Source organism: Psychrobacter glacincola, from assembly GCF_904846215.1.
Classification (GTDB): Bacteria; Pseudomonadota; Gammaproteobacteria; order Pseudomonadales; family Moraxellaceae; genus Psychrobacter; species Psychrobacter glacincola.
In genome coordinates this window covers 1-26,559 of record NZ_CAJGZK010000022.1, presented here as the reverse complement: position 1 = coordinate 26,559, position 26,559 = coordinate 1, and the positions used below count along the sequence as shown (strand labels likewise).

Genomic DNA, 26,559 nt, shown 5'->3' with positions numbered 1-26,559 from the left:
TTCAAAAATATAGTGCTATTGGAATAAGATTTCAAAGTCTTTATCTTGCTTTAGTGCATGTGAATAAGGAAAAACGATTCCAGAAAAACGTCATTCAAGATGATGCCTTTTTAATTGACTGTCTTAAAATATAGAGGATACAGGTGCTGCACGTTTATTATTACGTGGGTCTTCACGCTTAAATAGATCTTCATCGAATTTGAAGCGTAGTCTAAAATACGCGCCCTCGATGGTAGTATCGTCATAAGCGATGTCTTCATCTTCAAAACCCATAAAGTTATAACCAAGCGACAACCATAAATTGTTCATTGGGCTATAGCCAACTTCAGCGCCAACTAAATAGGCTAGGTCATTGGCTTGCTTATTCCAGTAAGTACCTGCTTGTAAACCAATATCCCAGCGCTCGCTAATATCATATAAGCTGCGAGCATACACAGCATGAGCGGTATTGTCACTTGCAATACCTTGAGCGTCGTATTCGGTATATTTACCTGCATAGTGACCTGATAACGTTAATGGGCGCGTTGGATGGTAGTTACCGCTCCATGACCAGACAATAGCATCCTTTTGATAAGGGTCATCACCAGTTGCATTATCATCTAAGCGATACTCAAGCTTGGCGAGCATATCAAGCTGATTGCTATCGTAATCGCGGAAAGCTGCGCCAAGTTGAAAGCGATTGATAGTCCGATGACCATCATCATAATCAACTTTTGAATAAATATCTTTGGCTAATAAAGTAACTTCATCGTTATAACGATAAGCAACGCCAGCGCTACCTAATAAGGTATCACTGGTATCGCCCCAGCGTTTTTCTAGGCGCCCTGATGCTTTGTAATTTTCGTTAGCAAGGTATTCAACGCCAAAACCTGCTGCAGTTGAGGTACTGTCTTTCTCGCCCTCTAAAGATTCGACACGCTCGAGTAAAGTATTAAGCGTTAAGCCTTTTTGCACATACCATTTATTCTTTAGACCAATAGCAGCTTCCGCTTCGCGAGCACTGATGGCATCACGCATACGGTATTCACTATAAACCTTGCCATCTTTCATATAAGTGGCATCAAAACCGACGACAGTACGTTGGCGCTCCTCAGAATCATCTAAACCGTAGCTGCCTGACAAGCTATTGATTAAATCATGGCGAGCATAGAGTCGACCTAAATTACCCAGTGTGGTTTCACCACCGATAGAGGTAGCATTGCGTGAGCTGTGTTCAATATCTTGCTCGTACTCAGCAAATATCAATGAGTTATTCAGCTTCGGTAAACGCGCAGTCAAACGGGCGCGAGCAGTGGTACCTTCGATGTCTTTTTCTATGCTATTGACGCCATTAAGCGCTGATTGATTAATGATGTCATCGTTAAAAACAGTGTCGTTAGTTATGTCTACGACATCGGTCGCTGCTTGGATATTACGTGAGGCTGCTGCTTCTTGTTTATAGTACCGTACACCAATTTCACCAACGATGTTTTTGCTTAAACGTTGTTCAACACTGGCTTGTATACCCTCAATACTGGCATCAGTAGTCTGGTCCTTTGTACGTACGCCTTCAAGTTTAAGCGCCGTATTTTTATTATTTATAGTGTGAGTGACTTCGATGCCAGACTCGGTACGGCCAGCAGTTTGAGGGGACGCACCAGTGACAAAACCGATATCTGTATCGTTATGATAGGCTTTTGCACGGGTATTTTTCTTATCATCATAGTCAAGCTCGATACGTAGAGCATTGCCTTCGACGTTTTTGTTATCTGATTCTGTGACGTTAATCTGGTTGCTTGGCTGAAAGTTTGGATTCTCAGCTTTGTTTTGAGCGTATTCTGCGACCAGTTTTAACTTATCATTAATTTTAATCACAGTATTAACGCTGGCAAGTTCTTCCTTATTAAGCGGATCATCACTGTTGATATAGCTACCACCGAAAGAGATTTTATCGGTCAATTGCTGCTTGGCGGCGATACCACCAACCAAATAGTTCTCGCCGCCTTCATCTACTTCGACAGTGACGCGCAGATAAATAGGGTTGCCATCAATATCTTGACTGGCAATCGGTGATTTTAGATATAGGCTACGGCTGATAGGATCAATTTCATAATCAGCAAAGCGCGTTAGGGTGTCACGGCTTATGATACGTCCAGGATTATTGGCATCACGGGTGATCACTTCGATGGTTTCTGAATTTTCTAATACCGCATCAAAATTATTGGCAAGTGGGTAAGGACCTGATATGCCTAAGCCGCGAGTCTCATTAACACGCTGTGAGGTACTGGTTTCAGCGACAAAGGCAGTAATACGAGTATTGTCATCTTCGTATTGGGCTTTTACACCCGTCAAGGTGCGGTTGTATTGACCAAGCTTGATACCGTCATCGTTATCAATTTGGGTTTTTAAATCGCCATACATCGCAAATGAGCGACCTTTATCAAGGCGAACATACAGCTTGCTGGTCGATTGCGCATCAAAACCTTTGGCTGAGGAGTCGCCATAAACGGGATAGTATTCACCCGGCTCGATATCACGGAACAGGCGCTCGCCTTTTTTGTCGCTATCATAAGCAAGCGTTAATAGATAATCACCGCGTACTTTACCTTTTAAGAACATTGCCGCGCGCCCAGTCGCTGAGTAATCATCGTTACCGGCGATTTCGCGGAGCTCTTGCTCAAATGCGCCTTGAGCGTCAGTAATACTGCTACCATCGAAGTCTTTGAGCGAAATCGCGCCTTCAACGATACCTACTGCGATGAGGGGGCGTAGTTTTGCCGTGAATTGTAGCGGGATAATTTGTTTAGTCGATCCGGTGTCAATCAACAGCTCACCTTTACCAGGGACGCTTGGTGCAACTACTGATATGAGGAGCTCACCACCATTGACGGTAACTTGCGTACCCGCTTGGTCTTTGCTGGTGTCATTAAGGTTGATACGTCCAATGTTGGTATCGATAGTCATCGGCGTTGAGCCAATGTAAGGGCGACCATCACGGTCTTTTAGGCTGATGACGATCTGGTATTCACTGACGCCGTCCGCAGCAACCAATTGTGCCTGAGTACGATAATCTATAGATTGTAAGGTATCTGGCGTCAAGACATTAATCGTCTGTTCAGAGATGACTTTACCATTGATATCGGTAGCGACACCGCGTAAGACATTACGTCCGCGTTTTAGCTCAACGCCATAATAGTCAAATGCGGTGACCTTTTGCTTTTCTTGCTCAGCTGTTTTACCGATTGTCTCTTCTGATACAGCTTTACCATTCGCATATAAGGTAAAGTTGGCCCCTAACGGCGCTTGTACTTGAATCAATTGCTTATAAGTATTGAGCTGTTGACCTTCACCCATATTGATAAAGGTCACATTATTATTAGCCACGTCTTTAAGATATTCTTCCAGCTCTTTTTCTACTGGAGGAGCAATAGTAGAGATCGCCATATCAACACGATTGGCGGTAGGGTTTGCCATTTCAGTGACAATGGCTGAATCGCAATGAATACCTTGATCTAAAAAGTCGTTAGATTTGCAGCCACTGGCATCAACATTATCATTATTGTCACGATCGTAGTCAGGCTCTAGTACTAATTCGGATTTTACCGCTTGCTCGAGAGTATCGTTTTTGGCACTGATAGTTTTGCTACGGGCGATTAGCTCTGCATTTAAACGCTCAGTGCTATCTGCCATAACACCTACGATACCGAAATCAGCACGATGAAGCTCACCGTATTTTAGATCGACGAAGCGACTACCGGCATCCCCTGCATTACGATTGCTTTGGATGATGAGTTCTGTCGCTCTAGGTAACGTCGTGCGGTCAACTTTTAGCACGTGAGTCTTGGCGCTGACACCATAAAAGTTGTATTTACCTTCAGGGTCGGTGACGATGAAATTACCGTTTTCCATGTAAAGTCGTACGCCGGCAACGCCTAGCTCACCGTCGTCTTTTTGTTGAATACCGTCGCGGTTGATATCGTGATAGACCTTACCGATGATGATACCGTCAGTATTCATCACGCCACGCTCTACATCGATCTTCCACTGTGCTTCTCTCGAGACGAGGATATCCCCTTGATCATTACTCGCTACTGCAACCGCACGGTTGGTACCATCACCACCTAAGGCAGATGCCCCTAGCAACACACGATAAGTGATATGTCTAGTCTCACCAATAGCCATCGTTCCGAGATTCAAGACTTGATACTTACCTTCCGCTTTGAATTCAGTGGTCTGTGGTTGATTGATGTCGATATCGGCGGTTTGGCTGACTCGAACACTATCTTCAACATAAGCGAAACCACGCGGTAAAGCGTCCTTTAGTTGAACATCATACGCCGTAGAGTTACCACTGTTGGTGATGTCGATCGTATAGTTGACGTAGTCGCCGAGATCTGCAATCTTTACGTCACTTTCTTTGGTAACGATTAGACTTGGGCTATCGTTGACGATTTCGATACTGGTATTTAGATCATCGATACGAAGCGTAAAGTCAGACTCTGTCGGTAACTGGTCAGGAGCCGTGCCCACAGAAGGGGCAATACAAGCATCCAAAGACGCCGTCAACGTATCGCCGGCTAGGGTTTGGATAATCTTGTCATTCAGCTTATCAGCATTGTTTTGCGTGGGCGCAGACAGCTGATATTTACCGGTGTTATTACCTGTCTCAATTGCTTTTAGCGCATAGGTATCGCCAGTCAATCTCGAAGTAACAGTCACCCAGACTTGATCCGGCTGATCGAACTGCACATTACACTGCGCATAACTGGTTTCGATATAGACGTTTTCGTCGATTTGTGAGGTTGTCTTGTTGCTATCAAATTTGGGCGTGGTAAAGTCGATCGCTGCGGTAACAATCACTAAGTCATCAGTCGCGTTGGCAGACGCAACCGAAGGATCTTCAAGGACGACAGCACCTAGTTTGATAGCAGCGGTATCGCCACTTTTGCCATTAGGATCAGATAATGCTTGGATAATAAGCTGAATATTTTCGCTCTGACCCAGTTTGATCTGTGCGGTCAAATTATCAAAGATAATCTGTTGGTCAGCGCTATCGATAATGCCGTTTTTATTGAGGTCTTGATAGACTTTGACATTGGATAGAGAAGGGCTGACATCAAGGGTTAGCGCAATAGTTTGATCACTAAAGCTGGTGTTACTAAGTGTATTGATCCAATTCACAACCGTATTTGGTGCGACGGTCTGCGACGGATTTTGCGTCAAGCTAATACCGAATTCAGGAAATGCTGAAGATCTCACTTTTACTAAATTTGAGTCGGTACTAAGCGTTGTATCGGTTCGAGCATTGACATTATAACTGGCTTGAGCCGTATTAGTGATGAACTGTACTAAAGAGTCAGAAGCAGCAAATGCCATATTTGATTGCATAAGCAACATGGCCACCGACAGCGCAGATATCTTCGCTGTACGTAAGGCGATACGATTAGACGGTGTCATGGTAGATAGAGTCATATGTCGCTTATCCAATAAAACAAAATCAGGGTTTGGATTCCTCTAGCCTAAGTAAATTCAGGCTAGGGAAATATCTATATGTACCTGTGGATACTTATAGACCTTAAAAGATAGAAATTAAACTAATAACATAAATCTAGGATTTAAAGACCAGTTTTGATTTTGACTTTGAACTGCATAGTGGCAGTTCCTTGTGCCGCTAAGGTAGCAAGCGTAGTGGTAACTCTATCTGTACCTTCAATCTCTGCACCATCCATATCAGCTAAAGAACCTATAACATAGGTAGCATTGGGCGCAAATTTAGAAAATTCGTCCAAGATGGTGACACTAGTAATAGGAAAACCTGCTGCCGTAGTAGACGTGTTTCTAGCTTGGATTTGGTAGACAATACATTGACCAGGTAGAGCACCAGTAATGTCTGTAGTCACGAAAGACCCGACAATACCAGTACTAGTTGCAGCGCAATCTACAGCTAGCGCTTGTTTTTTCACTAGCACTAAGCCGCGCACTGTTGTTTTGTCTGTTACCGTAATTGGTGTAGGTGCGCCTTCTGCAACAGGAATCAAGGTAACAATGGTGTCTTCAAATGTAGCATCAGCATCATTCGTAGAGGTCACTGGATTGAACAGTGGAGCATCGTTTGCTGAGACGTTATAGGTAATCGTGACGATGCCACCCGCTTTTATACCAGCAGTTAAAACAGTGTTGATATCATAGATACCGTTGACGGGGGTAATAGTCGCATCTGTTACACCAGTGCCTGTACCGCCTGGATTATAAGTGACTTTTACAGTACCAGGTACTACGTTGATCGCATCTCGCACGCCGCCATCATTATCAGTGATCGTAAAGGTTAACTCGCCAGGTTTACTACCTTCAACATCTTTACCGGTGTTGGTAATGACGGTTGAATGGGTCACTTGGCCAGCGGTATCGGCTGCAGTAAGCCCTGTGACAGGTGCAATTTCTTTAGTAGTCACACCAGTTAGAGTCAGCTCACGCTTGATAGTCAATAATGGCACGGTAGAGTCATCACCTGATTTAGCTGGAGTCTCACCCTTAACATAGTTAACCTCTGGATTGGCAGCAGGGTAGAAGGTAGAGACGTTTTCTGGGCTACCAGTTTTTGTACTATCGATAACGATGTCACCAGTAGTAGCCGCATCTTCATCCAAGTCATCAGTGACAGTGACATGGTTGATCATGCCCATAGCAACTGTAGGAGTAATCGTAACTGCGCCAGTTTGTTTGACTTCAAAGGTAATAGTGATGCTTTGACCTATTGGGAGATTGACATTAGTGATGCTGAAGCCTTGAGAACCTAAACTACCTGAAGCAATAGTGCCTTTAGTAGCACCAGTACTGACAGTGATATTACTGGCTATCAATTCTTTCGCCATGACGAGACCGTTTGGTAAAACGTCTTCGATAGTGATGTTTGTAGCATCAGCACTAAAGTTAGTACCGTCGTTGGTCACGACTACTTTATAAGTGGCAGTATCCTGATAAGTCGTATCATTGAGGTCTAGACCATTAGTAATGGTCTTAACGATACCAAAGGTAGGCAGTCTCGTGAATGAAGTGTCAGTGTTTATGAGTGTTTTAGTTGCACCAGCAATGCCAGCTAAGTTTCTACTAGTCACTGATAGTTGGAGTGGTAGGGTTTCCTCACCTTTATTACCACTGGTTTTGGCTCTAATCGTGAACTTAACATACTCTCCTTTTTCTAGAGTAGACGGTATTAGAGTGTTTTCCATATAGTTTAGGGTGATGTTCGTGCGGTCTGTAATTGGCGTTCCATCTGCTTTATATGTGGTAAATGTGACAGTAGATGCGTTTTGGGTATATTTAGGGTCAGTTGCACCCACAGTTATATCATAGGTGTCAGTAGTGTTACCCGTGTTCTTCAACGTATGTTCAAAGAGAACGAAGCCATTAGGCGTCACTGCTATATTTTCGTTTTTATTGTCGCCTTGTACGCCATTTGTCGGCGCGGCTGTATCGTTATTATCAGCAGTCAGTGAAAATGATACTTGTTGTGAGACACTAACTTTTACGATATTTGATTTAGCCTCAGGCTGGGCCTGACCAGCAACACTATAGTTAGCGGTCGCTTGGTTGGTGATGTCTACGCCCGTTGTTGTAGTGGGGGTTTCTACTGCGCTAGCAGCCGTACTGAGGCCTAGTACAGCAGCGACGCCGATAGCTAATAAGCTGTAATTAAAAGTATTTGATTTCATGTATAACTCCAAGGTTTAAAAGTGTCGAAATTGGAATGAGGGTTTGAAAGTAGTGAACGGCACGCTTTAATCAATGATGAGATTATTCAACAATGGTATTAAGAGATACCGCAGCGGTTTTCTGTGCGGGTAATAACTTGATATTCCAGCGCAGGGTACGGTATTCAGAAAACGGAATCTTGACCATCTTGCCATTGACTTTGCGCATCAGTGGCATATCCATATAGTTCTTGCCATCAGTACTGGCTTGCGCACTGGCAGGGCTTGCTTCACCGGTAAAAGTCATATTAGCAGGGATAGGCAGGACCACTGCTAAGTCTTGGATATCTTTGTTAATCGTATTAAGGTAATTGGCTTTATACTGAATGACGGTTCCCTTGGGTGCAGTACGTACAGGTACATAGCTGATTTTACCCTCAGCGTTTTTGATGACTTGATTGACGGTTAGATCCATTTTCAAAGCGTCATCGGCATGAGCGGTACTTAATAATAATACCGACGTTACGCTGGCTAATAAGGTGTTGCGTAAAATATTAAAACCTTTCATATAGTATTCCTTGCTTAGACTATTGTTATTAATGCGACTTAAATGTCATCTCATGTGATTTAAAAATTGCAATGAGTGATCTATAAAAGTACTGATAAATTTATATTTTTTCTTAAGGGTATTGTCACAAAATAGATACAAAGATGCACCATAAAGAAGACAAACGGCACTTTTAGATGGCTGAACGGTAAAAGCCCTATCTTTTAAGATAGGGCTTTTGTTGAAAAGTTTGATTTTTCAGTATTAAGGACGATGCAACATAAGTAATTACTATGGATTCGATGTGGTGCCATATTTGGTATTGAAGTAAAAATCACGTTTTTTTCTAGCAGGTATGGACTGACTGTTAGAAATCACCGTGCCGTTCATCCCAATAGCCACACTATTGCCCGCATAGTTACTAGCTGCGTCAACAGGTGCTACCAATACAGAGGTCGTCGTTGCGTTCTTAACGCCTTTGCTTTGGAGCACGTCACGCATTACGAAGTTATCAACAGAGATATTGGCGCGGTTGGTAGCGACTATCTTATACGCGATACATTGTCCGGGAATCAAACTCTCTGAAACAGTACCCGTACTAAAGCCCGTCCTTGGGTCTGCCGTGATGGAAATAGCGGAATAATTTAGAGTCGTGTCGCAGTCGTTGACATATTGGTATTTCTTCAACACGATCGCTGCATGAGCATCAATGACTCTTCCAAAATCGTTATCGGGATAGTTAAAATTGGTTGGCGCAAAGCCTACATTCTTATTCTCATTAGAGGTCCGGATAGGGTGGGTATCGCCCGTACGACTCTCTATCAGACAGAGATTATTATTACCGCCAAAGGTGCTGATAGGTAAGCTGAATTGGTAACGACCAATAGTAGTACCAGTTGTGACAACTGATTGATTGGCATAGATAGTATTGGTATTAGTACAACTGACCAGCTTCACACTACTACCGGCGATACCTGTTTCTGGAGGCGTGTTAAATACGCCGTTGAAGTAGGTGCTATTATTACTATATGCACTCGCAGTGGTGGTGATGTCAGCATTCTCTTTGTCGGCTCTAGTGCTAGCAATGCCACCATTATCGTCAAAGACAATTCCAGAAAAATTATATAGTGTCGGTCCATTCGTTATGGTACAAGTAATCTCATCGCCGTAATTGGCATTAGCAAGAGTAAATGAGCGAGTTTTGGTGGTTGCATCGTAGGTCATCGCCGTAGTAGGCATAACTGTGGTGCTACCCGTTGTCGCATTATTGCAGACATAGGTGGCTTCATAATTGGCAATATCACCAAGTGTATTCCCATTCATCACTCGTTCAGTAATCTTATAACTTGTATTTTCCGATAGCTCTAATACGACACTACTATTATTAGTGACTGCTGCTGCATTACCAGTTGTCGTGAAGCTATTGGCGGCTATCGAACCACCAGTCGCTTTTATCTCGAATTGATCACGCTTAGCATCGGTATCATTGATGCGATTACCGCTAAGGGCTTTCTTGACAATAATTTTGGGGGGTGCTAGACAGAAGTAGAAGTCAGAGTAGCCCGTTGCATGGCTTCCACTAGTTTCTCTCTTAGTATTACTATGTTTTAGATTAACAACACTGTTTGCGGGTTTATATCCCCATGCAGCATCTATAGTACATTCACCAGTATCACAATTCTCACCTTCTTTAGCGGTTACGATATTTCTCTGCGCGTTAATATTATGAAAAATATTATTAAAGGTTAATTGGCCGTTATTAGCTGAAACATCCACTTGCTCAATGTATGGCGCTCTATTTTCATAACGAGGGAAAAAAAACGATCCAACATTTACTCGTACTGTAGTTGAGTCCAAATCTTGTATTTTATAGCCGATCTTACTGACGGGTCGATTAATACTAAGCTCTAAAGAGTGATCGGTCTGCACTCGTGTAGAATTGTGTACTAAGTTAATAGCATTAGAAGTAGCGTCATTGATGGAACCGTAAAATGGGACTGTGCCATTACTATTATTGGCATCTATCAAAATTGGGAAGGCAATGGTAAAAATCTTATTGTCTGCAAAAGTAAACTCTTTACTGGTGTTACCAGCTGTCCAGCTCAAAGGTAGTGCAACTACGGGTTGAGCAGAAGTAGAGGTAGGAGGATTAGACCCTAAGTAGTACATCTTATGGTTGATGGGGCAGCTAGCGGCACTGAAGTCATCAGGAGTAGCAAATGGATTAGCGACTGCGAAATTGCTATACAATAAAAATAGCAAAATACCAACTAAAGACAACATTTGTTGTAAATACCTACGATATGGAGAAATACTTATTGAGTCTGAAGAGTATCGAGCTTTATACATATCGCTATTCCCATAAACTTATACTAATGACTAAAATTCAAACGGACGACTTAAGTATTAGTAAGTAAATGAGTACATAAGTCGCTTAATTTGACATTGTGTATAATAATTTGTCATAAAACACCTAAAAGTCGACAGATGGTAGATATTTTAGGATGAAATGTAATTATATATTTCAAATTGTAAATTAGAGTAACCAAATGCATCTAGTATAAAAATTGATGTGCTTGTAAATTATCACCGAATATGGAGTGTGATATATTTGAAATATTAATATTGAATTTTAATAACTGCTATTAGTAACTGATATATTCTATAAGAAGCATTGTAAAAAAGGATATAGCTAATAGTGAAGCAAAATTGAGAATAGCTAAATGCAGAAATTAGTATTTCATCACTCATATTTTTAAATAGAACTGATACATATCGCTATTCCTATAAATCGATATTTACTGATAACTATTGATCTAAATACGGACGATAAACATAACCAAAAATCTGTTTATGTTACGTAATGCATTATATTAAGCAATAATTTTGTAAATTTCCTAGAAAACAGATGAGCGGTAGATTTATTATGACCAAATACATTTCTGTCCTAAATCCCACTTAACCGCCTATGTCAAAAAATTTCCCAACAAAATTCTATAATACCTCTAAAAAAATAATCACTATTTATTTTAAAAATACTTGTCGCATCGACATTTCTCTACAGCCATAAACAATTTACTTATAAGCGTCTATAATAGATTGCCATAATCATTTAGTGACTGAATAGACACAGTTAATTGTATATTCAGTTTTATAATTATGCTTATTCAACACGTATGCCAATGTACAGTGCCACTACTTTGTATGGCATAGCTGTATATAATCCACATAAGACAATGGAATGCTCAGATGCAGCAAGGAAGTCATCAAGTAAATCGTTTACTCATTTAAAATATGTATAACACTCTAATTTAATAACACCTGCCATCATGCAGGGCTGACTGATAAAAAGGATTAATAAAGATGAATTATTACAAGGATGCTGATAGCAGCGAAACCCAAGAATGGCTGGAAGCCTTTGAGTCTGTTGTCAAACATGCTGACAAGGATAGGGCGCAGTTTTTATTAAAAGCGTTATATAACATGGCAGTACAAGAAGGTCTGCCATTTAACCGTCTCGATACAGCTTATATCAATACCATCGCCGTTGAAGATGAACCTATGTATCCCGGTGATTTGACGATCGAGCGCAAAATTCGTGCCTTGATTCGCTACAATGCCTTGGCAATGGTCATGCGTGCCAATAAAAATGATGACGATTTGGGCGGTCACTTAGCGACATTTGCCTCAAGTGCGACTCTTTATGAGACCGGATTTAACCATTTTTTCCGTGCTGCCAGTGATCATTTCGGTGGTGATATGATTTATTACCAAGGTCACTCAGCACCTGGTATCTATGCGCGCTCTTATTTAGAAGGGCGCTTGACTGAAGAGCAGTTAGAAAACTTCCGCCGTGAAGTCGGTGGTAAGGGTCTATCAAGCTATCCGCATCCGTACTTGATGCCTGATTATTGGCAGTTCCCAACCGTTTCGATGGGTTTAGGTCCTATCATGTCGATCTACCATGCGCACGTGCAGCGCTATATGGAAAACCGTGGTTTGCTTGAAAAAGAAGGTCGCAAGATTTGGACCTTCTTAGGTGACGGCGAAACCGATGAGCCAGAAAGCTTGGGCGCAATCTCACTTGCTGGCCGTGAGAAGTTGGATAATCTCATATGGGTTGTCAACTGTAACTTGCAACGCCTTGATGGTCCGGTTCGTGGTAACGGTAAGATTATTCAAGAATTAGAATCGGTGTTCCGCGGTGCAGGCTGGCGAGTGATTAAAGTCGTTTGGGGTGGTAATTGGGATTCGTTACTCGATAAAGATCATACCGGTGTCCTTAAGCACCGTATGGAAGAAACGGTCGATGGCGAGTATCAGCTATATGAGGCGCGTACAGCGGAATTTACTCGCGAGAATTTCTTTAATAAATATCCTGAATTAAAAGAGATGGCAGATGAGTTATCTGATGAAGATATCTCACGCTTGAACCGTGGTGGTCATGATCCAATGAAGGTCTATGCGGCCTTTAGTGAAGCCATGAAGACCAAAGATCAACCAACCGTTATTTTGGTCAAAACAGTTAAAGGTTATGGCCTATCGACGCAAACCCAAGCGGTGAATAAATCGCATCAGGTTAAAAAGCTCGATCAAGAAGGTTTGATGTACTTCCGCGATCGCTTTGATTTGCCATTTACCGATGAGCAATTAGAGACGCTGCCGTTTTATCGTCCAGCCGAAGATTCAGCAGAGATGAAGTATCTTAGAGGTCGCCGTGAAGCATTAGGTGGTCATCTGCCAAACCGTCGCAGTGGGCATATTCCATTGAATATCCCAGACTTGTCTATTTTTGATCGTGTCTTAAAAGGTAGTAATGGTAAAGAGCAGTCGACCACCATGGTATTTGTGCGTCTGTTAGCTGCTATGCTAAAAAACAAGGACATTCAAGATCGTGTGGTACCTATCGTACCTGACGAAGCGCGTACTTTTGGTCTAGAAGGTATGTTCCGTCAATTGGGTATTTACTCGGCTGTTGGTCAAAAATATACGCCAGAAGATAGCGAAGCCTTGATGGGCTATAAAGAAGCTATCGACGGTCATATGTTAGAGGAAGGCATCAATGAAGCAGGCGCGATGAGTGCTTGGATTGCCTTAGCAACCAGCTACTCTGTTAACGCGTTACCGATGATTCCGATGTATATCTACTACTCAATGTTCGGTTTCCAACGTATTGGTGACCTTGCATGGGCGGCGGGCGATTGTCAGGCTCAGGGTTTCTTACTTGGGGCAACAGCAGGTCGTACGACACTAAATGGCGAAGGCCTGCAGCATCAAGATGGTCATTCACAAATTCTATTCAACGTGGTACCTAACTGCGTCACTTATGACCCATGCTTTGGTTATGAGCTGGCAGTCGTGATGCATGACGGTCTGCGCCGGATGTATGGTGAAGGTGAGCGTGTTTATTATTACTTGACGCTAATGAATGAAAACTACGATCAGCCTGCGATGCCAGAAGGAAGCGAGGAAGGCATCAAGCGCGGTATGTATTTACTTGAAGATAATGGCTCAACTCAAGTGCAGCTATTAGGTTCTGGTGTTATCTTACGTGAAGTTCAAAAAGCGGCGCGTATATTACAAGATGAGTTCAATATCACCGCCAACGTTTGGAGCGTCACTAGCTTTAATGAGTTGACTCGTGATGGTATGGCTTGTGACGATTACAATCGTCTGCATCCTATGGAAGAAGAAAAAGTTTCGTGGATCACTGAACAACTTGCGCCTCATGAAGGTGTGGTCGTTGCAGCAACGGACTACATGCGTAATTATTCAGAACAAATCCGTGCATGGTTACCTGATAACCGTCCTTATACCACGCTTGGTACCGATGGTTATGGTCGCTCTGATACCCGTGAGAATCTGCGTAGCTTCTTCCATGTCGATGCGGCTCACATCGTCGTTGCAACACTCAAACGCTTGGCAGATGAAGGCGAAGTTGAGATGCGTTTGGTAAAAGACGCAATTTCAAGCTTCGGTATCGAAGCGGATCAACCGCCAGCATGGCAGCAACAGCCTCATTATGATCACTTCCCAGATGCACCAGCACCAGCACCTGACCATATCAATCCAAACCCAGTACCTGAGTTTGTCGCTGAAGATGATGAAGAGATCAGCAGTGAAGGTCGTGCTGAAGATCAAGCCGATGCAGCCTTGCTAAATGATAATGACGTCAAAGAAAAATAACCATAAGACAAGGAGAACAAGGATGGAAATTAAAGCCCCCGATTTGGGTGTCGATAGTGCCGAAGTCAGTGAAATTATGGTTGCAGTTGGTGATGTCATTGCAAAAGACGACAATATTATTTTGATTGAATCTGATAAAGCCTCGGTCGAAGTACCAAGCTCTGCCGCTGGTAAAGTGAGCAAAATTAATGTTGCAGTTGGTGATCAAGTCAGTGAAGGTATGGTGCTGATCGAGCTTGAAAGCGAGACTGACAGTCAAGATCAGAGCCAAAACGCAGAAGCACCTGTCGCTGACACTCAAGATAAGTCTCTTGATGCTGAGCAAAAAGAAGAGCAAATTGATAAGGCGCCAGCTGAGTCAAATACCGACCAACCTGCTCAGCAAGAAGCAACAGCGACCACACATGCGCTTCCAGATTTAGGCGTCGATGAAGCGCAAGTGTCTGAGATTATGGTCAGTGTCGGCGATATGGTCAGTGCCGATCAGTCTATCTTATTGATTGAATCGGACAAAGCCTCAGTTGAAGTACCCGCGCCACAAGCAGGCAAAGTTGAAAAAATACTGGTACAAGTGGGCGATATGGTAGCCAATGGTCAAGACTTTATTGTCATCATAGGTCAAAGCTCAGACAATGACAATGACAATGACAATGCCAATGCTGCAAGCGAAGCCAAAGCACCGGTCGCGCAGTCGCAAGAGGCAAAGCCAGCGGCTACTGATAAAAAGCCTGATTCAAGCCAAAAAGTGGACAAGCAAGTAAGCGCTGAGCCTAAACAAGCTGCTAATACTGTATCTACTGTAATGAGCAGCGCAGGCAATAAGTTGACTGAAGCACAAGTCAATGAAAAGATGGTTGATGTCTATGCCGGTCCTGCCGTGCGTAAGCTTGCTCGTCAGTTGGGTGTGGATATTAGTGAGGTGGCAGGTTCAGCACTGAATGCGCGTATTTTAAAAGAAGATTTATTTGCGCATGTCAAACAAAGCCTAACGACAAAGCAAGCTGCGCCAGCTACGGGAGCTAGCGTATCTAGAGCCAGCTTACCAAGCTTGCCTGATATGAGTAACGTTGAGATTTGGGGTGAAACAGAAACCCAAGACTTAACCCGCTTGCAAAAGGTCTCTATACCGCAGCTGAATTACAATACTTACTTGCCGCAAGTGACGCAGTTTGATTTGTCTGATATTACAGAGACAGAAAATCTGCGTAGTGAGCTCAAAGGCGGTATGAAAGCTGAAGGGGTTGGACTGACGATTTTAGCCTTTATTGTCAAAGCAACCGCTTATGCCTTGACTCAGCATCCGCGCTTTAACAGTCATTTAAGCGATGACAATACCCAAGTTATCCTACGCAAAAGCGTGAATATGGGTATTGCAGTAGCAACAGATGATGGCTTAATCGTGCCAGTGATTAAAAACGCTCACGAAAAAGGCATTAAGCAAATCGCCATTGAAATCGGCGAGCTAGCAATCAAAGCCCGTGATAAAAAGCTAAGTACCAAAGACTTGCAAGGCGCAAGCTTTACCATATCAAGTCAAGGCATCTTAGGTGGCACCGCGTTTACGCCACTGGTAAACTGGCCACAAGTGGGTATTTTGGGCGCATCAGAAGCCACTATGCAACCGAAGTGGAACGCTACTAAGCAAACTTTTGAGCCGCGCTTGATGTTGCCGTTGTCCTTATCGTATGATCACCGTGTGATTAACGGCGCTGATGCGGCAGTATTCACCCGCTATGTTGCCAACTTATTGGCGGATCCGCGTCGTATTTTGCTGTAGGTTTCATGAGTATTTAACCCTTATATACATAATAATAGACTGTCTGCGGATGGTCTTTTTTATGTCTGTTATCTCTTACATACAAGGACCTTATTATAAGTAAGGTTTTAAGCGGAACGTTAAGACTATTATGTGTAAAGTTACAATGAGAAAGGTTTGGATACGTTAAAGTTTACGGCATAACATATTTTAATTATAGGTTTTTGCTATCATGGATACGTCATTATTTTATAAAGGGATCGATTATCTATCATGCTTGGTTACTGTAGTAATTCTCCACTGCGCTGTGAAAACGCTCGCTCATTAAGAGTGTTAGACCAAATAGATTCTTGTTGCCCGAACTGTGGCTTGTTTTTATTGCCTGCCCAAAAACGCAGTGATGAGCTGCGTGCTGAAAAGCGGTTATTATGCATGGCGTTTTTTGCAGTTGCTGTAATATTGGTCATGGTTACCCACATTTATTACACAAAGTTAGTATAATTAGACTCTCACAATGGCTTTTTTGTTCATATAGTTTTGATCCACTTTTAAAAGAGTATAGAACTACTGGGGCTAATTATTCGCAGCCTCTGTCTGCGTAGGAACAGCAAGCTAGAAAATTAACCGCAGTAGTGATTGATAATATTTGTACTTCTTTTATTTAGGACTGACTATCTAAGCTCGGTGTTATACCGCATAGGGACGACATGCTATTTCAATCTATACGGCGCTTGCGTCTTTTTGTCTATAATATTTTGCAAAACGATGAGCATGATACGCTCTTTAGTCGCTGTGTTGATTATTTCCTTATTTTTTTGATTATGGCAAACGTTACTGCGGTGATTGCAGAGTCTGTTGATACTTGGTACTACCCTTATCAAGAATACTTTACGTGGTTTGAAAATTTTTCTATTATCATATTTTCTATTGAATATCTGCTTCGGCTATGGAGCGTTGCTGAAGCTAAGCCAAGCAATACCACATGGCGACAGCGCTGGGATTGGCTAAAAAGTCCGTCAGCATTGATTGATTTGATTGCTATTGTACCTGCCTTTTTGAATTTCTTTGTCAGTATAGACTTGCGTTTCTTACGTATTTTGCGTCTGTTTCGTATTCTTAAGTTGACACGTTATTTTGCGTCATTACGTATATTATTGGTGGTCATTAGTAAAGAAAGAGGCTCTTTTCAAGCGGTTATTTTTATCCTGATAATCATGATTGTGACCGCCTCTAGTGGTATCTATTTGGTAGAAAATCATGCACAACCAGAGGAGTTTGAGTCGATACCAAAAGCCATGTGGTGGGCGGTAGTGACACTCACGACGGTGGGTTATGGTGATGTGATACCGATTACCAATGCTGGCAAGATATTAGGCGCTATTATTACCATATTGGGTGTTGGTTTAGCAGCATTGCCTGCCGGTATTTTAGCGACGGGCTTGGCGAATGAGCTCAGTCAGCGCCGTGAAGAGCTTGAACAAGACTTTCGAGGACAGCTGATTGATAGTGATTTTGATTTGGTACAAAATCAGATGATGATTGAGAAAATACGCCACAAGCTTGGCCTAGATAAAGAGCAAGCACAGGACATTGTGCTGCAAGTACTGCGTGAGCAAGAGCTTGAGCGCCGTGAAAGAGATGTGCAGCAAAAGAATTTTTGTCCGCATTGCGGTGAGCGCTTATAGTAAAGGACTATAGTCAGGGAAAAGTAATATTGATACATCAAGTACTGCTGATATTCATTTTTCTTGCTTGCTGTGCCTACGCAGACAGAGGCTGCAAAAAATTTATACCAGCAGCACTGTAGCGTCTTTAAGATATTTTAACTATACCAGTTATCACAGGTTTTCTTCTGTACCGAATCGCTTATATATAAAATAAAAAATGGTCAATGGCTTTGTATAGCGATTGACCATTTTTTATTAAGCGCAGCGCAGTGTCTTAGCTATAGATTGCCTGTGGAATAGGCAAGGCACGTGCCAATTCATGCGCCACTTGTTGTGCTGCTACTGCCAAATCTGTTGCAGGGAGTGGCAGGTTCTGTAAGGTCAAATGCCAGTCATCTACTTCTCGGCGCAAGTCTGCCACCCAAAGCGTCACGCAATCACGCGGCAGCTGTTTTAAATTAACCTCAAAAGAGCGATTACCTTCATCATCACTCAGATGAATCTCACCCTTTTTAACTCTGGTAAAGGGCTGTCCGTAATAGGAGTTGGCAATCAAAGCAATGTGCGTGATATGAGCAGGAATTTCATCCAAATACAGTCTGATTTGCTCTTGATCAAGGGGTGCAAGGTACATCGCTTCTGTACCGCGGTCTTTGCCATTGAGGCTATCGCCTTGATGGCGAACCGATTCGGCTTTGTCACGCAATTGTTTAAACCAGACGATGTCGCTGATGGTGCAGTTTTCATCATATAACACGCAAGCCAAATCAAGATCCATGGAATTTGCATTTTTATTAAAGCGTTTTTTTAATTTTTTAAATAAGCCTTTTTGCTCAACTTTGGTAAATTCATAATTGAGACCAAAAAACAAAGTCCCTGCGTCTAGACCTAACCCTCTTAAACTGTCTGAAAGTAGTGGCGATGGGGTAGTGGTCGACATAGTATTCCTTTTTGATGCTTGGATTTTTTTATGAATTGTTAAGATAGCTATACAGGTATTAATAAAGGCAACGTAAAGACGGATTAGTGGCTATCTAATTCTTTATCTAATACTGCTTGATGTAATAGCTCTGGCTTGGCATCTAGCAGCCCATTACCAAAACCTCGTAACCACCAAACCAGTTGAGAAGTGAGATTCACGGTTGCTTGTATGGTCAAGCTTTCATCGCTATTGATGGTAACAATTTGGTCATCACTGAGCTTACTTTCGGTCAAGCTCTTGCCTGCTTGTTTGGTAAATTGTAGCTCAATCGCTGTGTATTTGCCATGATTGGGCAATTGGCTAAATAGGGGATGGCTAAAGCCCATGCCACCTGCGTCTAGATAATTATCCAGTTGGAAGTTGTCAGGGGTTTTTGCGGCGCTCTCTAATATCTCAACTGTGGCAAATCGATGTAAGGCAAAGGTGCGAATGATATTTTCGCTATCATCGGTGCGGGTTGCGAGCAGATAAATAATTACCCCGCGCTGGATAATAGCGATAGGGTTTAGGATGTATTCGCTGGCTTGGGATTTATTGCTGCGGGTATAGCAGGCTTTGATTTGTAACTGATAAAATAACGCATGATAAATATTGTCTTTACTGTCCAAATCAATATGCGGGGCAATCAAAGGCTGGGTCGCAGGCTCAATACGAACTCTGTCAATCCATGAATGAGTGACTTTACTGTGTTTAAGTTGGCGCCGTGCCAAATCAAACCAAGGGAATAGCTCATCTAAAATAACTGGTGGTAGCAGTTGGCTTAGATTGGCTTCAACCATATTAAAAGCGACTGCTTGCGATAAATTCATATGCGGTAAGCTTTGTAGTGGTGCATCATCTTCCCAGCGCCAACCTTGCGGGTTGGCGTTGTTTTTTTCGATAGGAAAGCGTTTGGCAAGGGCGTTTAGGTCGCGCTGTACTGTGCGTAAACTGATATCAAAACCTGCCAATATCAGCTGTTCATAGACATGGGTTGTGCCGACCCAGCGATTGCGCTGCAATTGCGACAATACTTGCCACTGCCGCGCAGTTGTCGCAGCGCCATGACGACTATCTGCTGTATCATCAGAGGTTTTATTGTCTAAAGGCGCAACAGTATGCGTCCCTTCATCAATGGCAAGCTGAGAGTCGAGACTGTCATTGTTGGTATGAGCAGTGTCGATATGAGATACAGTCATAAAAAGATAACCTTTGTAAAGTCACGAGTATAAAGGCAGTCGGTTATTGATATTAATATGAGCACGACGGCAGCAGTGGATTATCATCGCAGAAAAGCAGCATAACGTCTAGGGTGCTTCATCTGTGGCAATGCCATTGTCTTCATCAAGCGTTTTGTCTTTATTAACTGCTTTTTTCTTATCTTCTTCTTTTTGCCGTTTGGCTTGACGCTTCTTTTTGGCTTTCTTTTTTGATTTTTTATCATCAATATCATCATCTGTGTTTTGGTTTTCATCCCATAGCATCAAACGACTTAACACCTTGCCAAACAGTGTCTCTTTGCGATAGCGACCTTTCTTATTCATCGTATCGATAGGCAAGCCCGTCATTAATGTGAGCGCTTCGCTCAGCGTGTGCACCCCATATATATGAAAACTGCCCGCTTTGACAGCGGTAATAATGTCATCACGCAGCATAAGCTGTTTGACGTTTGCCATCGGGATGACCACGCCTTGCTGTCCAGTCAATTCCTGCTCGCGGCACGCATCAAAGAAACCAGCAATCTTGGAATTAATGCCACCGACGGCTTGTACTTCACCAAGCTGATTCATAGACCCTGTGATCGCAAGGGATTGATTGATCGGTACGTTTGCTAAGGCAGACAATAGGGCACAGCCTTCACTGACAGTCGCGCTATCACCATCGATATGCGCGTAGCTCTGCTCAAAAGCCAGTGAGGCGCTAAAATTTAATGCGTGGTGCTGACTAAATAACGCCCGTAAGTAGCTGGTCATAATCAGCATGCCTTTGGCGTGTAAGCTGCCGCCCAAATCAACGTCGCGCTCGATATCTAGAATTTCACCCGTACCGATATTTGGCTGAATGACCGCCGTGAGACGGGCAGGCATACCAAACTCACTATCGGCATAACTTACCACGGTTAAAGCGTTGACTTGTCCAACCGCCTCTCCTTGGGTCTGGATAAGCTGCTGACCGTTTTTGAGCTCATCCCAATATAGGTCGCGCAAATATCCTGAGCGCTCATCCATATCCTCAATCGCTTGCACTACGTGCTTGGCACTGACGATGTCTTGTCCGCCCAAACGCGCATGACGGTTAGATTCATGCAACAGTTTAATAAGTAAGTCACTGTGCAGACTCAGACGATCTTGGTCCTCTGCTTGTAGGCTTAAATGCTCAAGCAGCGCAGCCTGTGCCCTTCTATCAAACGGATAAAGATTGGCATAGTCGATGATGTCTGCCATCTTTCCAACCAACGCCAGCTCGTGCTCATGAGTGCGCACTACATCATCATGAAAGTCAGCACGTACCTTAAATACCGCATCAAACTCTGGCTCAAGCTCTAATAATTCATAATATAAATCAGCTTCGCCTAATAAAATAACCTTTATATCAAGCTCAATCGGTGCAGGCGCTAAAGACAAACTGCCTGTTAAGGTCAGCATTTGCTCAAGGCTTGAGAGTTTGATTTTACGAGACTGCAGTGCACGCTTAAGACCCTGCCACGCATAAGGATGCTCAAGCAGATGACTGGCTTCTAGCAGCAGATAGCCACCATTGGCGCGGTGTAGGGCGCCGGCACGAATCATGCTGACATCGGTGGTGACCGTGCCTAATTGGGTAATTTGCTCTACATGACCCAAAAGGTTTAGATGAGTGGGCAGGTCTTCAAGGATAACCGGCGCACCACTGTCAGGCTCATGGCTAATAACGACATTGACAGCATAGCGGCTAGGCGTCGTGGCAAGCAGCGCCGTTACAAACTCTTCGTCATCGCCATTGACGATACGCTCGACATGAGTAACCATATCAGCAAAGACTACCTTTAGATACTCAACGACAATTGGGTGAGCGCTGAACTGCTCATAAATAGGTGTGAATAACGGCTGCAGCGCCCGCTTTGCAATATTGCGATGTAATGACTCAATGGCATCATTAGCTTCGTCTTCTAATTGCTCTAAAGCAATGGTCAGCTGGCTAAGACGTTTTTGCATATGGTTTTTTTGCGCAAAATTATTCAGCTCAGTCTCATATTCACTGCTGTATGCCTTATTGTTAGCTTTAACATCGCTCTCATCGGCGCTAGCGGTAGCCGCTTCCTTATTGTCATTGATAAGGCTATTATTTTTACGGCTATGAGAGAGTTTGCCTTCTTTATCATCCATCTCGCTCGTTTCTGCGGCAAGCTGGCTTGGATGAACAAAAACGGCTTTATTATCAAATGGGCGAAAGGTTAACGCCAAATCATACTGTTTGCCCTCAGCATTGAGCGCATCATAGGCGTGACTTTCTTTTTGATGGGTGTCATTTTTGATGGCTTCAATTTTGCTTTGATACTGGTCGCTACGAAAACGTTGACTCAGCCGTTTTTTGGCTTGTTGCCACAGAGTATTGACTTGTTGTTGCAATACAGCGGCCTGACCAGCAGGTAAGCGTAGGGCGAGCGGCGTACGAGGGTCAGTAAAATTATGTACATATACCCAATCATCCGGTGTCGGTGCATCGGCTGCGATAAGACTGAGCAAGCGACTAATCACTGTCCGTTTGCCTAAGCCATTTTCACCAGCAGCAAACACATGATAGCCACTAGCATGAATATCGAGTGCCGTATGCAATGCCTTAAGCGCCCGCTGTTGCCCAAAACCAATATCTAAATCTGGGGCGCTGCGGGTATCAGTTGGCAGTAGGGTAGGTTTACTATAACGTTTAAGTTGGTTTGCCGCGATGAGGCAGCGCTGAGAGACCTCTATAAATATAGGGTGAGGCGTCATAGGTGTGTCCGCAGTGTCAGGGTTATTTTCTTTTTCTGCAGACTTACGAGCCGTTCTTTTGCGTTTTAAGCTTTGATCTAATTTCTTCTTAGCTAAAGCATTGTTATTCAGGGATTCTTTACTTGCTGACGGCTCTTCATTGGCTGATGGCTCTTTATTGGCTGACGGCTCTTTAGATGCATGCTTATCACTTGAATCACTAATAGGCATCATAGCATCAGCGGTATTGTCGGTGATGTCTTGTTGGTCTTTATTCGGGGTTATGTTGGGCTCTTCAGTCATAGGTGTATGATCAGTCGTTTTTAGTAGTTGGATGGTCATTGAGTTTTAATGCTTGGTTTTAGTACTGGGTTTTAATACTGGGTTTTAATACTGGGTTTTTATATTTAAATATTTATGGTCAATTTTTAATAATGGATAGAACATCTTACAAGATATAGCCATAGTTTAAATAAGTCATTAAGCGCAGTTTTGTATCATAGGGAGATGAAGGTTTTATTTAATAGGAATGCACTTACCTTAACTTCGATATGATAACTTTACGACTTACAAGAAGAATAACGGCTCACTGTCAGTGTAGATAGTATAAGATGGCGGACATTGGCGCAATCTGTAACTATTCAATGGGCAGCCTGCATGATAAAATAGACGGTTCACGTATCAAAACTGGATAATTCCTTGTATGTCAGACACTACTAAAATCGCTGCATCATCTGTTAGCACAGGCAATATCCATATTGATCCAACTGGCTTTGTAAAGCTTGGCACGCAATTACCGACATTGGCAAATGTCTTGGCACAAGCGATAAAGGAGCTCGGTCTCGCATTAAGTAAGACGCAGCAACGCACGTTATTATTGTATTTAGACCAGCTTTTATTATGGAATAAAGCGTATAATCTGACCGCCATTACTGATCCGGTAGAGGCACTTATCAAACATGTTATCGACTGCTTGGCTATTATAACGCATTTACCACCAGGGTCGCTGCTTGATATCGGCACGGGCGCAGGCTTACCGGCGGTTATTATTGCGATTTGCCAGCCTGAGCGCTCATGTACCGCGCTTGATAGTAATCAGAAAAAAATTCGTTTTATTAAGCAAATCAGCAGCGAGCTTGGTTTGAGCAACGTGCAGCCCATCGCGTCGCGCATTGAGGCGCATAAGGCCAGCTACGATGTGGTCACCTCGCGTGCGTTTGCCAGTTTGATAGATTTTGTTGACTCAGCACAGCCAAGATTAGCAGATGGTGGTTACTTATGTGCGATGAAAGGTAAGGCTCCGAGCGATGAGGAGCTGCAAGCATTGGATGATAATTGGCAGATTAAGACCATTAAACTTAATGTGCCACGTTTACATGATAGTCGTCATTTAATTGAATTGTCTCATAAAAATGTCTAAGCTATGAGCACAGCATTTGCCATGAAACTGTGTTTTTATGGTGAAACATCCTTTGTGCTAATGTTTATGCCTTCAGTAAAAGAGCCCGTTAGTAAAATCAGTAATAGATCCTAATTAAATTGAGTGAGTGTATGGAAATCATAGCGATTGCGAATCAAAAAGGCGGCGTGGGTAAGACCACAACGGCGGTAAATTTGACCGCCAGCTTGGCTGCCAAACGCAAGCACGTACTGCTCATTGACTTAGACCCACAGGGCAATGCCACTAGTGGTACGGGCATTGATAAAAATGAGCTCGCATTGACGATAGCAGATGTACTGCTTGATGGCGTATCTTTATCTGATGCTATAGTCAGTAGCCCTGCAGGATTTGATGTCATCGGTGCCAATCGTGATTTGGCGGGTATGGACATCACATTAATGAGCAAAACCAACAGCCATGAGTTATTTAAGACGGCAATGGCAGATTTGATTGATGCGCAAGCAGTGGCACAAAAGCCCGCCTATGATTATGTGATTATAGATTGCGCGCCAAGCTTAAACTTATTGACGATTAATGCTTTGGTGGCAACTGATAGCGTTATTATTCCGATGCAATGTGAGTATTATGCGCTAGAAGGGTTGGCGGATTTGTCGCAAACGATAGAGCGTTTAACAGAATTGAACCCTAAGTTATATATTCGCGGCGTGGTCAGAACGTTATTCGATGCGCGTAATACGCTCGCCCGTGATGTGTCTGCTGAGTTAGAGGCGCACTTTGGCGACGTCATGTATCAAACCATTATTCCAAGAAATATCCGCTTGGCTGAAGCGCCTGCTCATGGTCTACCGGTCATTGCTTATGAGAGATGGTCAAAGGGCGCGCGTGCTTATCAAAAATTGGCCGCTGAAGTCATAAAACAAAGTCGTTAGTTATCTTAGGATAAGACAAAATGACGAATGATAAAAAAGTAATGGATCATTAGAGCAATCAGCTAAATAACAAAACATTGAACATTGAACATTGAACATTGTATTCATTATTAAATTTAAAAACATTTGGCTTTTATTTTAGCGTTAGAGGATAGGTAATCATGGCGAAGAAAAGAGGGTTGGCTGCCAATCGAGGCTTGGATGCCTTATTAGGGTCAATCAAAAAAGAAAAGCAAATTACCGCCTCTGCCTTGCAAGACGATATGGCTGCGCGCGAGCATGCTTTGCCAGCTGAGACAAAAGCGACGGGCAATGCTGCTGAAACTGCAATCAATACGAAGTCTGCGTCCGCTCAATCTGCGGCTTCTGAGCCAAAAGACAATAGCCTGCGTAAAGCTCGCACACCGCGTACGATAAATAAAACTGCGGTTAAGAGCAATCGTGTAAATAGTACAGAAAATAGCGGGTCTGAGGACCAAATCAGTTTGGTGCAAATCGATGTCACCCGTTTGCAAGCGGGCAAGTATCAGCCGCGCCGTGATATGAGTGAAACGGCACTGGCAGAGTTGGCATCTTCTATCGAACAGCATGGTATCATGCAGCCGATCGTTATTCGTCCATTACTGGCAAATGAAGACAAAAGCGAAGCCTTTGTTACTCACGAAATCATCGCCGGTGAACGCCGTTGGCGTGCGGCAAAAATGGCAGGCAAGTCAGTCATTCCAGCGATTGAGCGTGCTTTGTCAGACGAGCTGGCGATTGCCCTCGCATTGATTGAAAATATTCAGCGCGAAGACTTATCGGTCATTGAGCAAGCTGCGGCACTGCAGCGTTTCCATACTGAATTTGGTATGAGTCATGCCATGATTGCAGAAGTCGTCGGTAAAGCACGTACGACGGTATCCAATCTCTTGCGTCTGAATCAATTACATGACACGGTCAAAGATCATTTGGCGACCAATGCTCTAGATATGGGTCATGCGCGTACACTTTTAGCCTTATCTTCTGATCAGCAGCCTATCATCGCCCAAAAAATCATTGATGGCGGTATGACCGTACGCGAAGCTGAAAAACTCGTTAAATCTATTTTGCAGCCAGCACCAAAAGTGAGCCGCACCGAACAAGGGCAATCTCGCGATGTCGAGCGTTTAACACAAAGACTGACAGATATGTTAGGTGCAGAAGTGAAGCTCAAGCATAAAAAAGATGGGCAGGGTAGCGTCGAGATATTCTTCCATAGCCAAGATCAATTAGCCGCTTTAATTAAGCATATAGAAGCACAGGCTTAAGGTATTGAATGCGTTTGTAATCGCTGTTCAAATTATCTTGTCAACTTATCTTGATGACAACCATTTTTATAAAAACTTAGATTAACACATGAAGTGCAATACCAAATGCGAGGTGAAAAAAAGACCTAGATGCGCTAGCATCAAAGTTTATATCCACCGCCAAAGTGAGATTGCAACCATGAACTATACACATCTAAGCCTA

14 protein-coding genes are annotated in these 26,559 nt (G+C 43.1%); 6 read left to right on the top strand and 8 right to left on the bottom strand.

Annotated features, from left to right (window positions below):
* Window positions 1-123 precede the first annotated feature (123 nt).
* The 4 genes from JMW90_RS11325 to JMW90_RS11310 all read right to left on the bottom strand — a co-directional run bounded on the left by JMW90_RS11325 (window position 124) and on the right by JMW90_RS11310 (window position 10,500).
* Window positions 124-5,451, bottom strand: a complete 5,328-nt coding sequence (locus JMW90_RS11325; RefSeq protein ID WP_201564263.1) for an SdrD B-like domain-containing protein — start codon at window positions 5,449-5,451, stop codon at window positions 124-126.
* Between the two features lie 143 nt (window positions 5,452-5,594).
* Window positions 5,595-7,691 carry a DUF11 domain-containing protein gene (locus JMW90_RS11320; protein WP_201564261.1) on the bottom strand — a complete coding sequence of 699 codons (2,097 nt, stop codon included), beginning with the start codon at window positions 7,689-7,691 and terminating at the stop codon, window positions 5,595-5,597.
* A gap of 82 nt (window positions 7,692-7,773) precedes the next feature.
* On the bottom strand, window positions 7,774-8,238 hold the full coding sequence (locus tag JMW90_RS11315; RefSeq protein WP_201564259.1) for a hypothetical protein: 465 nt from the start codon (window positions 8,236-8,238) through the stop codon (window positions 7,774-7,776).
* 270 nt (window positions 8,239-8,508) lie between these two features.
* Window positions 8,509-10,500 (bottom strand): hypothetical protein, encoded by a 1,992-nt coding sequence (locus JMW90_RS11310; protein ID WP_201564257.1) that lies wholly within the window; start codon window positions 10,498-10,500, stop codon window positions 8,509-8,511.
* 1,080 nt (window positions 10,501-11,580) lie between these two features.
* On the opposite strand from JMW90_RS11310, the gene aceE reads away from it, so the two are divergent.
* Together aceE and JMW90_RS11300 are read left to right on the top strand one after the other, a co-directional pair.
* Window positions 11,581-14,403, top strand: coding sequence for a pyruvate dehydrogenase (acetyl-transferring), homodimeric type (gene aceE, locus JMW90_RS11305; RefSeq protein WP_201564255.1), 2,823 nt, complete (start codon window positions 11,581-11,583; stop codon window positions 14,401-14,403).
* A 22-nt stretch (window positions 14,404-14,425) separates the two neighbouring features.
* Window positions 14,426-16,180, top strand: a complete 1,755-nt coding sequence (locus JMW90_RS11300; protein ID WP_201564253.1) for a 2-oxo acid dehydrogenase subunit E2 — start codon at window positions 14,426-14,428, stop codon at window positions 16,178-16,180.
* Between the two features lie 260 nt (window positions 16,181-16,440).
* Here JMW90_RS11300 and JMW90_RS11295 read toward each other — a convergent pair whose 3' ends face one another.
* Window positions 16,441-16,626 carry a hypothetical protein gene (locus JMW90_RS11295; RefSeq protein WP_201564251.1) on the bottom strand — a complete coding sequence of 62 codons (186 nt, stop codon included), beginning with the start codon at window positions 16,624-16,626 and terminating at the stop codon, window positions 16,441-16,443.
* Between the two features lie 240 nt (window positions 16,627-16,866).
* Between JMW90_RS11295 and JMW90_RS11290 the strand changes: the two genes are divergently transcribed.
* Complete coding sequence (locus tag JMW90_RS11290; RefSeq protein ID WP_201564249.1) at window positions 16,867-17,844, top strand: ion transporter; 978 nt, start codon at window positions 16,867-16,869, stop codon at window positions 17,842-17,844.
* A 256-nt stretch (window positions 17,845-18,100) separates the two neighbouring features.
* Here the strand turns inward: JMW90_RS11290 and JMW90_RS11285 are convergent, their stop codons facing one another.
* From JMW90_RS11285 to JMW90_RS11275, 3 genes are all read right to left on the bottom strand, one after another.
* Complete coding sequence (locus JMW90_RS11285) at window positions 18,101-18,766, bottom strand: TerD family protein (protein ID WP_201564247.1); 666 nt, start codon at window positions 18,764-18,766, stop codon at window positions 18,101-18,103.
* Between the two features lie 83 nt (window positions 18,767-18,849).
* On the bottom strand, window positions 18,850-19,986 hold the full coding sequence (locus JMW90_RS11280) for a helix-turn-helix transcriptional regulator (protein WP_201564245.1): 1,137 nt from the start codon (window positions 19,984-19,986) through the stop codon (window positions 18,850-18,852).
* Window positions 19,987-20,094: 108 nt separating this feature from the next.
* Window positions 20,095-23,040: an ATP-binding protein gene (locus JMW90_RS11275; protein WP_201564295.1), complete on the bottom strand. Its 2,946-nt coding sequence runs from the start codon at window positions 23,038-23,040 to the stop codon at window positions 20,095-20,097.
* 400 nt (window positions 23,041-23,440) lie between these two features.
* Here JMW90_RS11275 and rsmG point away from each other — a divergent pair, with 400 nt between their 5' ends.
* The 3 genes from rsmG (at window position 23,441) to JMW90_RS11260 (ending at window position 26,357) form a co-directional block, all read left to right on the top strand.
* Complete coding sequence (rsmG, locus tag JMW90_RS11270) at window positions 23,441-24,157, top strand: 16S rRNA (guanine(527)-N(7))-methyltransferase RsmG (protein WP_201564243.1); 717 nt, start codon at window positions 23,441-23,443, stop codon at window positions 24,155-24,157.
* 131 nt (window positions 24,158-24,288) lie between these two features.
* Entirely contained in the window at window positions 24,289-25,068 is a 780-nt protein-coding gene (locus tag JMW90_RS11265) for a ParA family protein (protein WP_201532345.1), read from the top strand.
* Window positions 25,069-25,229: 161 nt separating this feature from the next.
* Window positions 25,230-26,357 (top strand): ParB/RepB/Spo0J family partition protein, encoded by a 1,128-nt coding sequence (locus JMW90_RS11260; protein ID WP_201564241.1) that lies wholly within the window; start codon window positions 25,230-25,232, stop codon window positions 26,355-26,357.
* The last annotated feature ends 202 nt before the right edge of the window (window positions 26,358-26,559 follow it).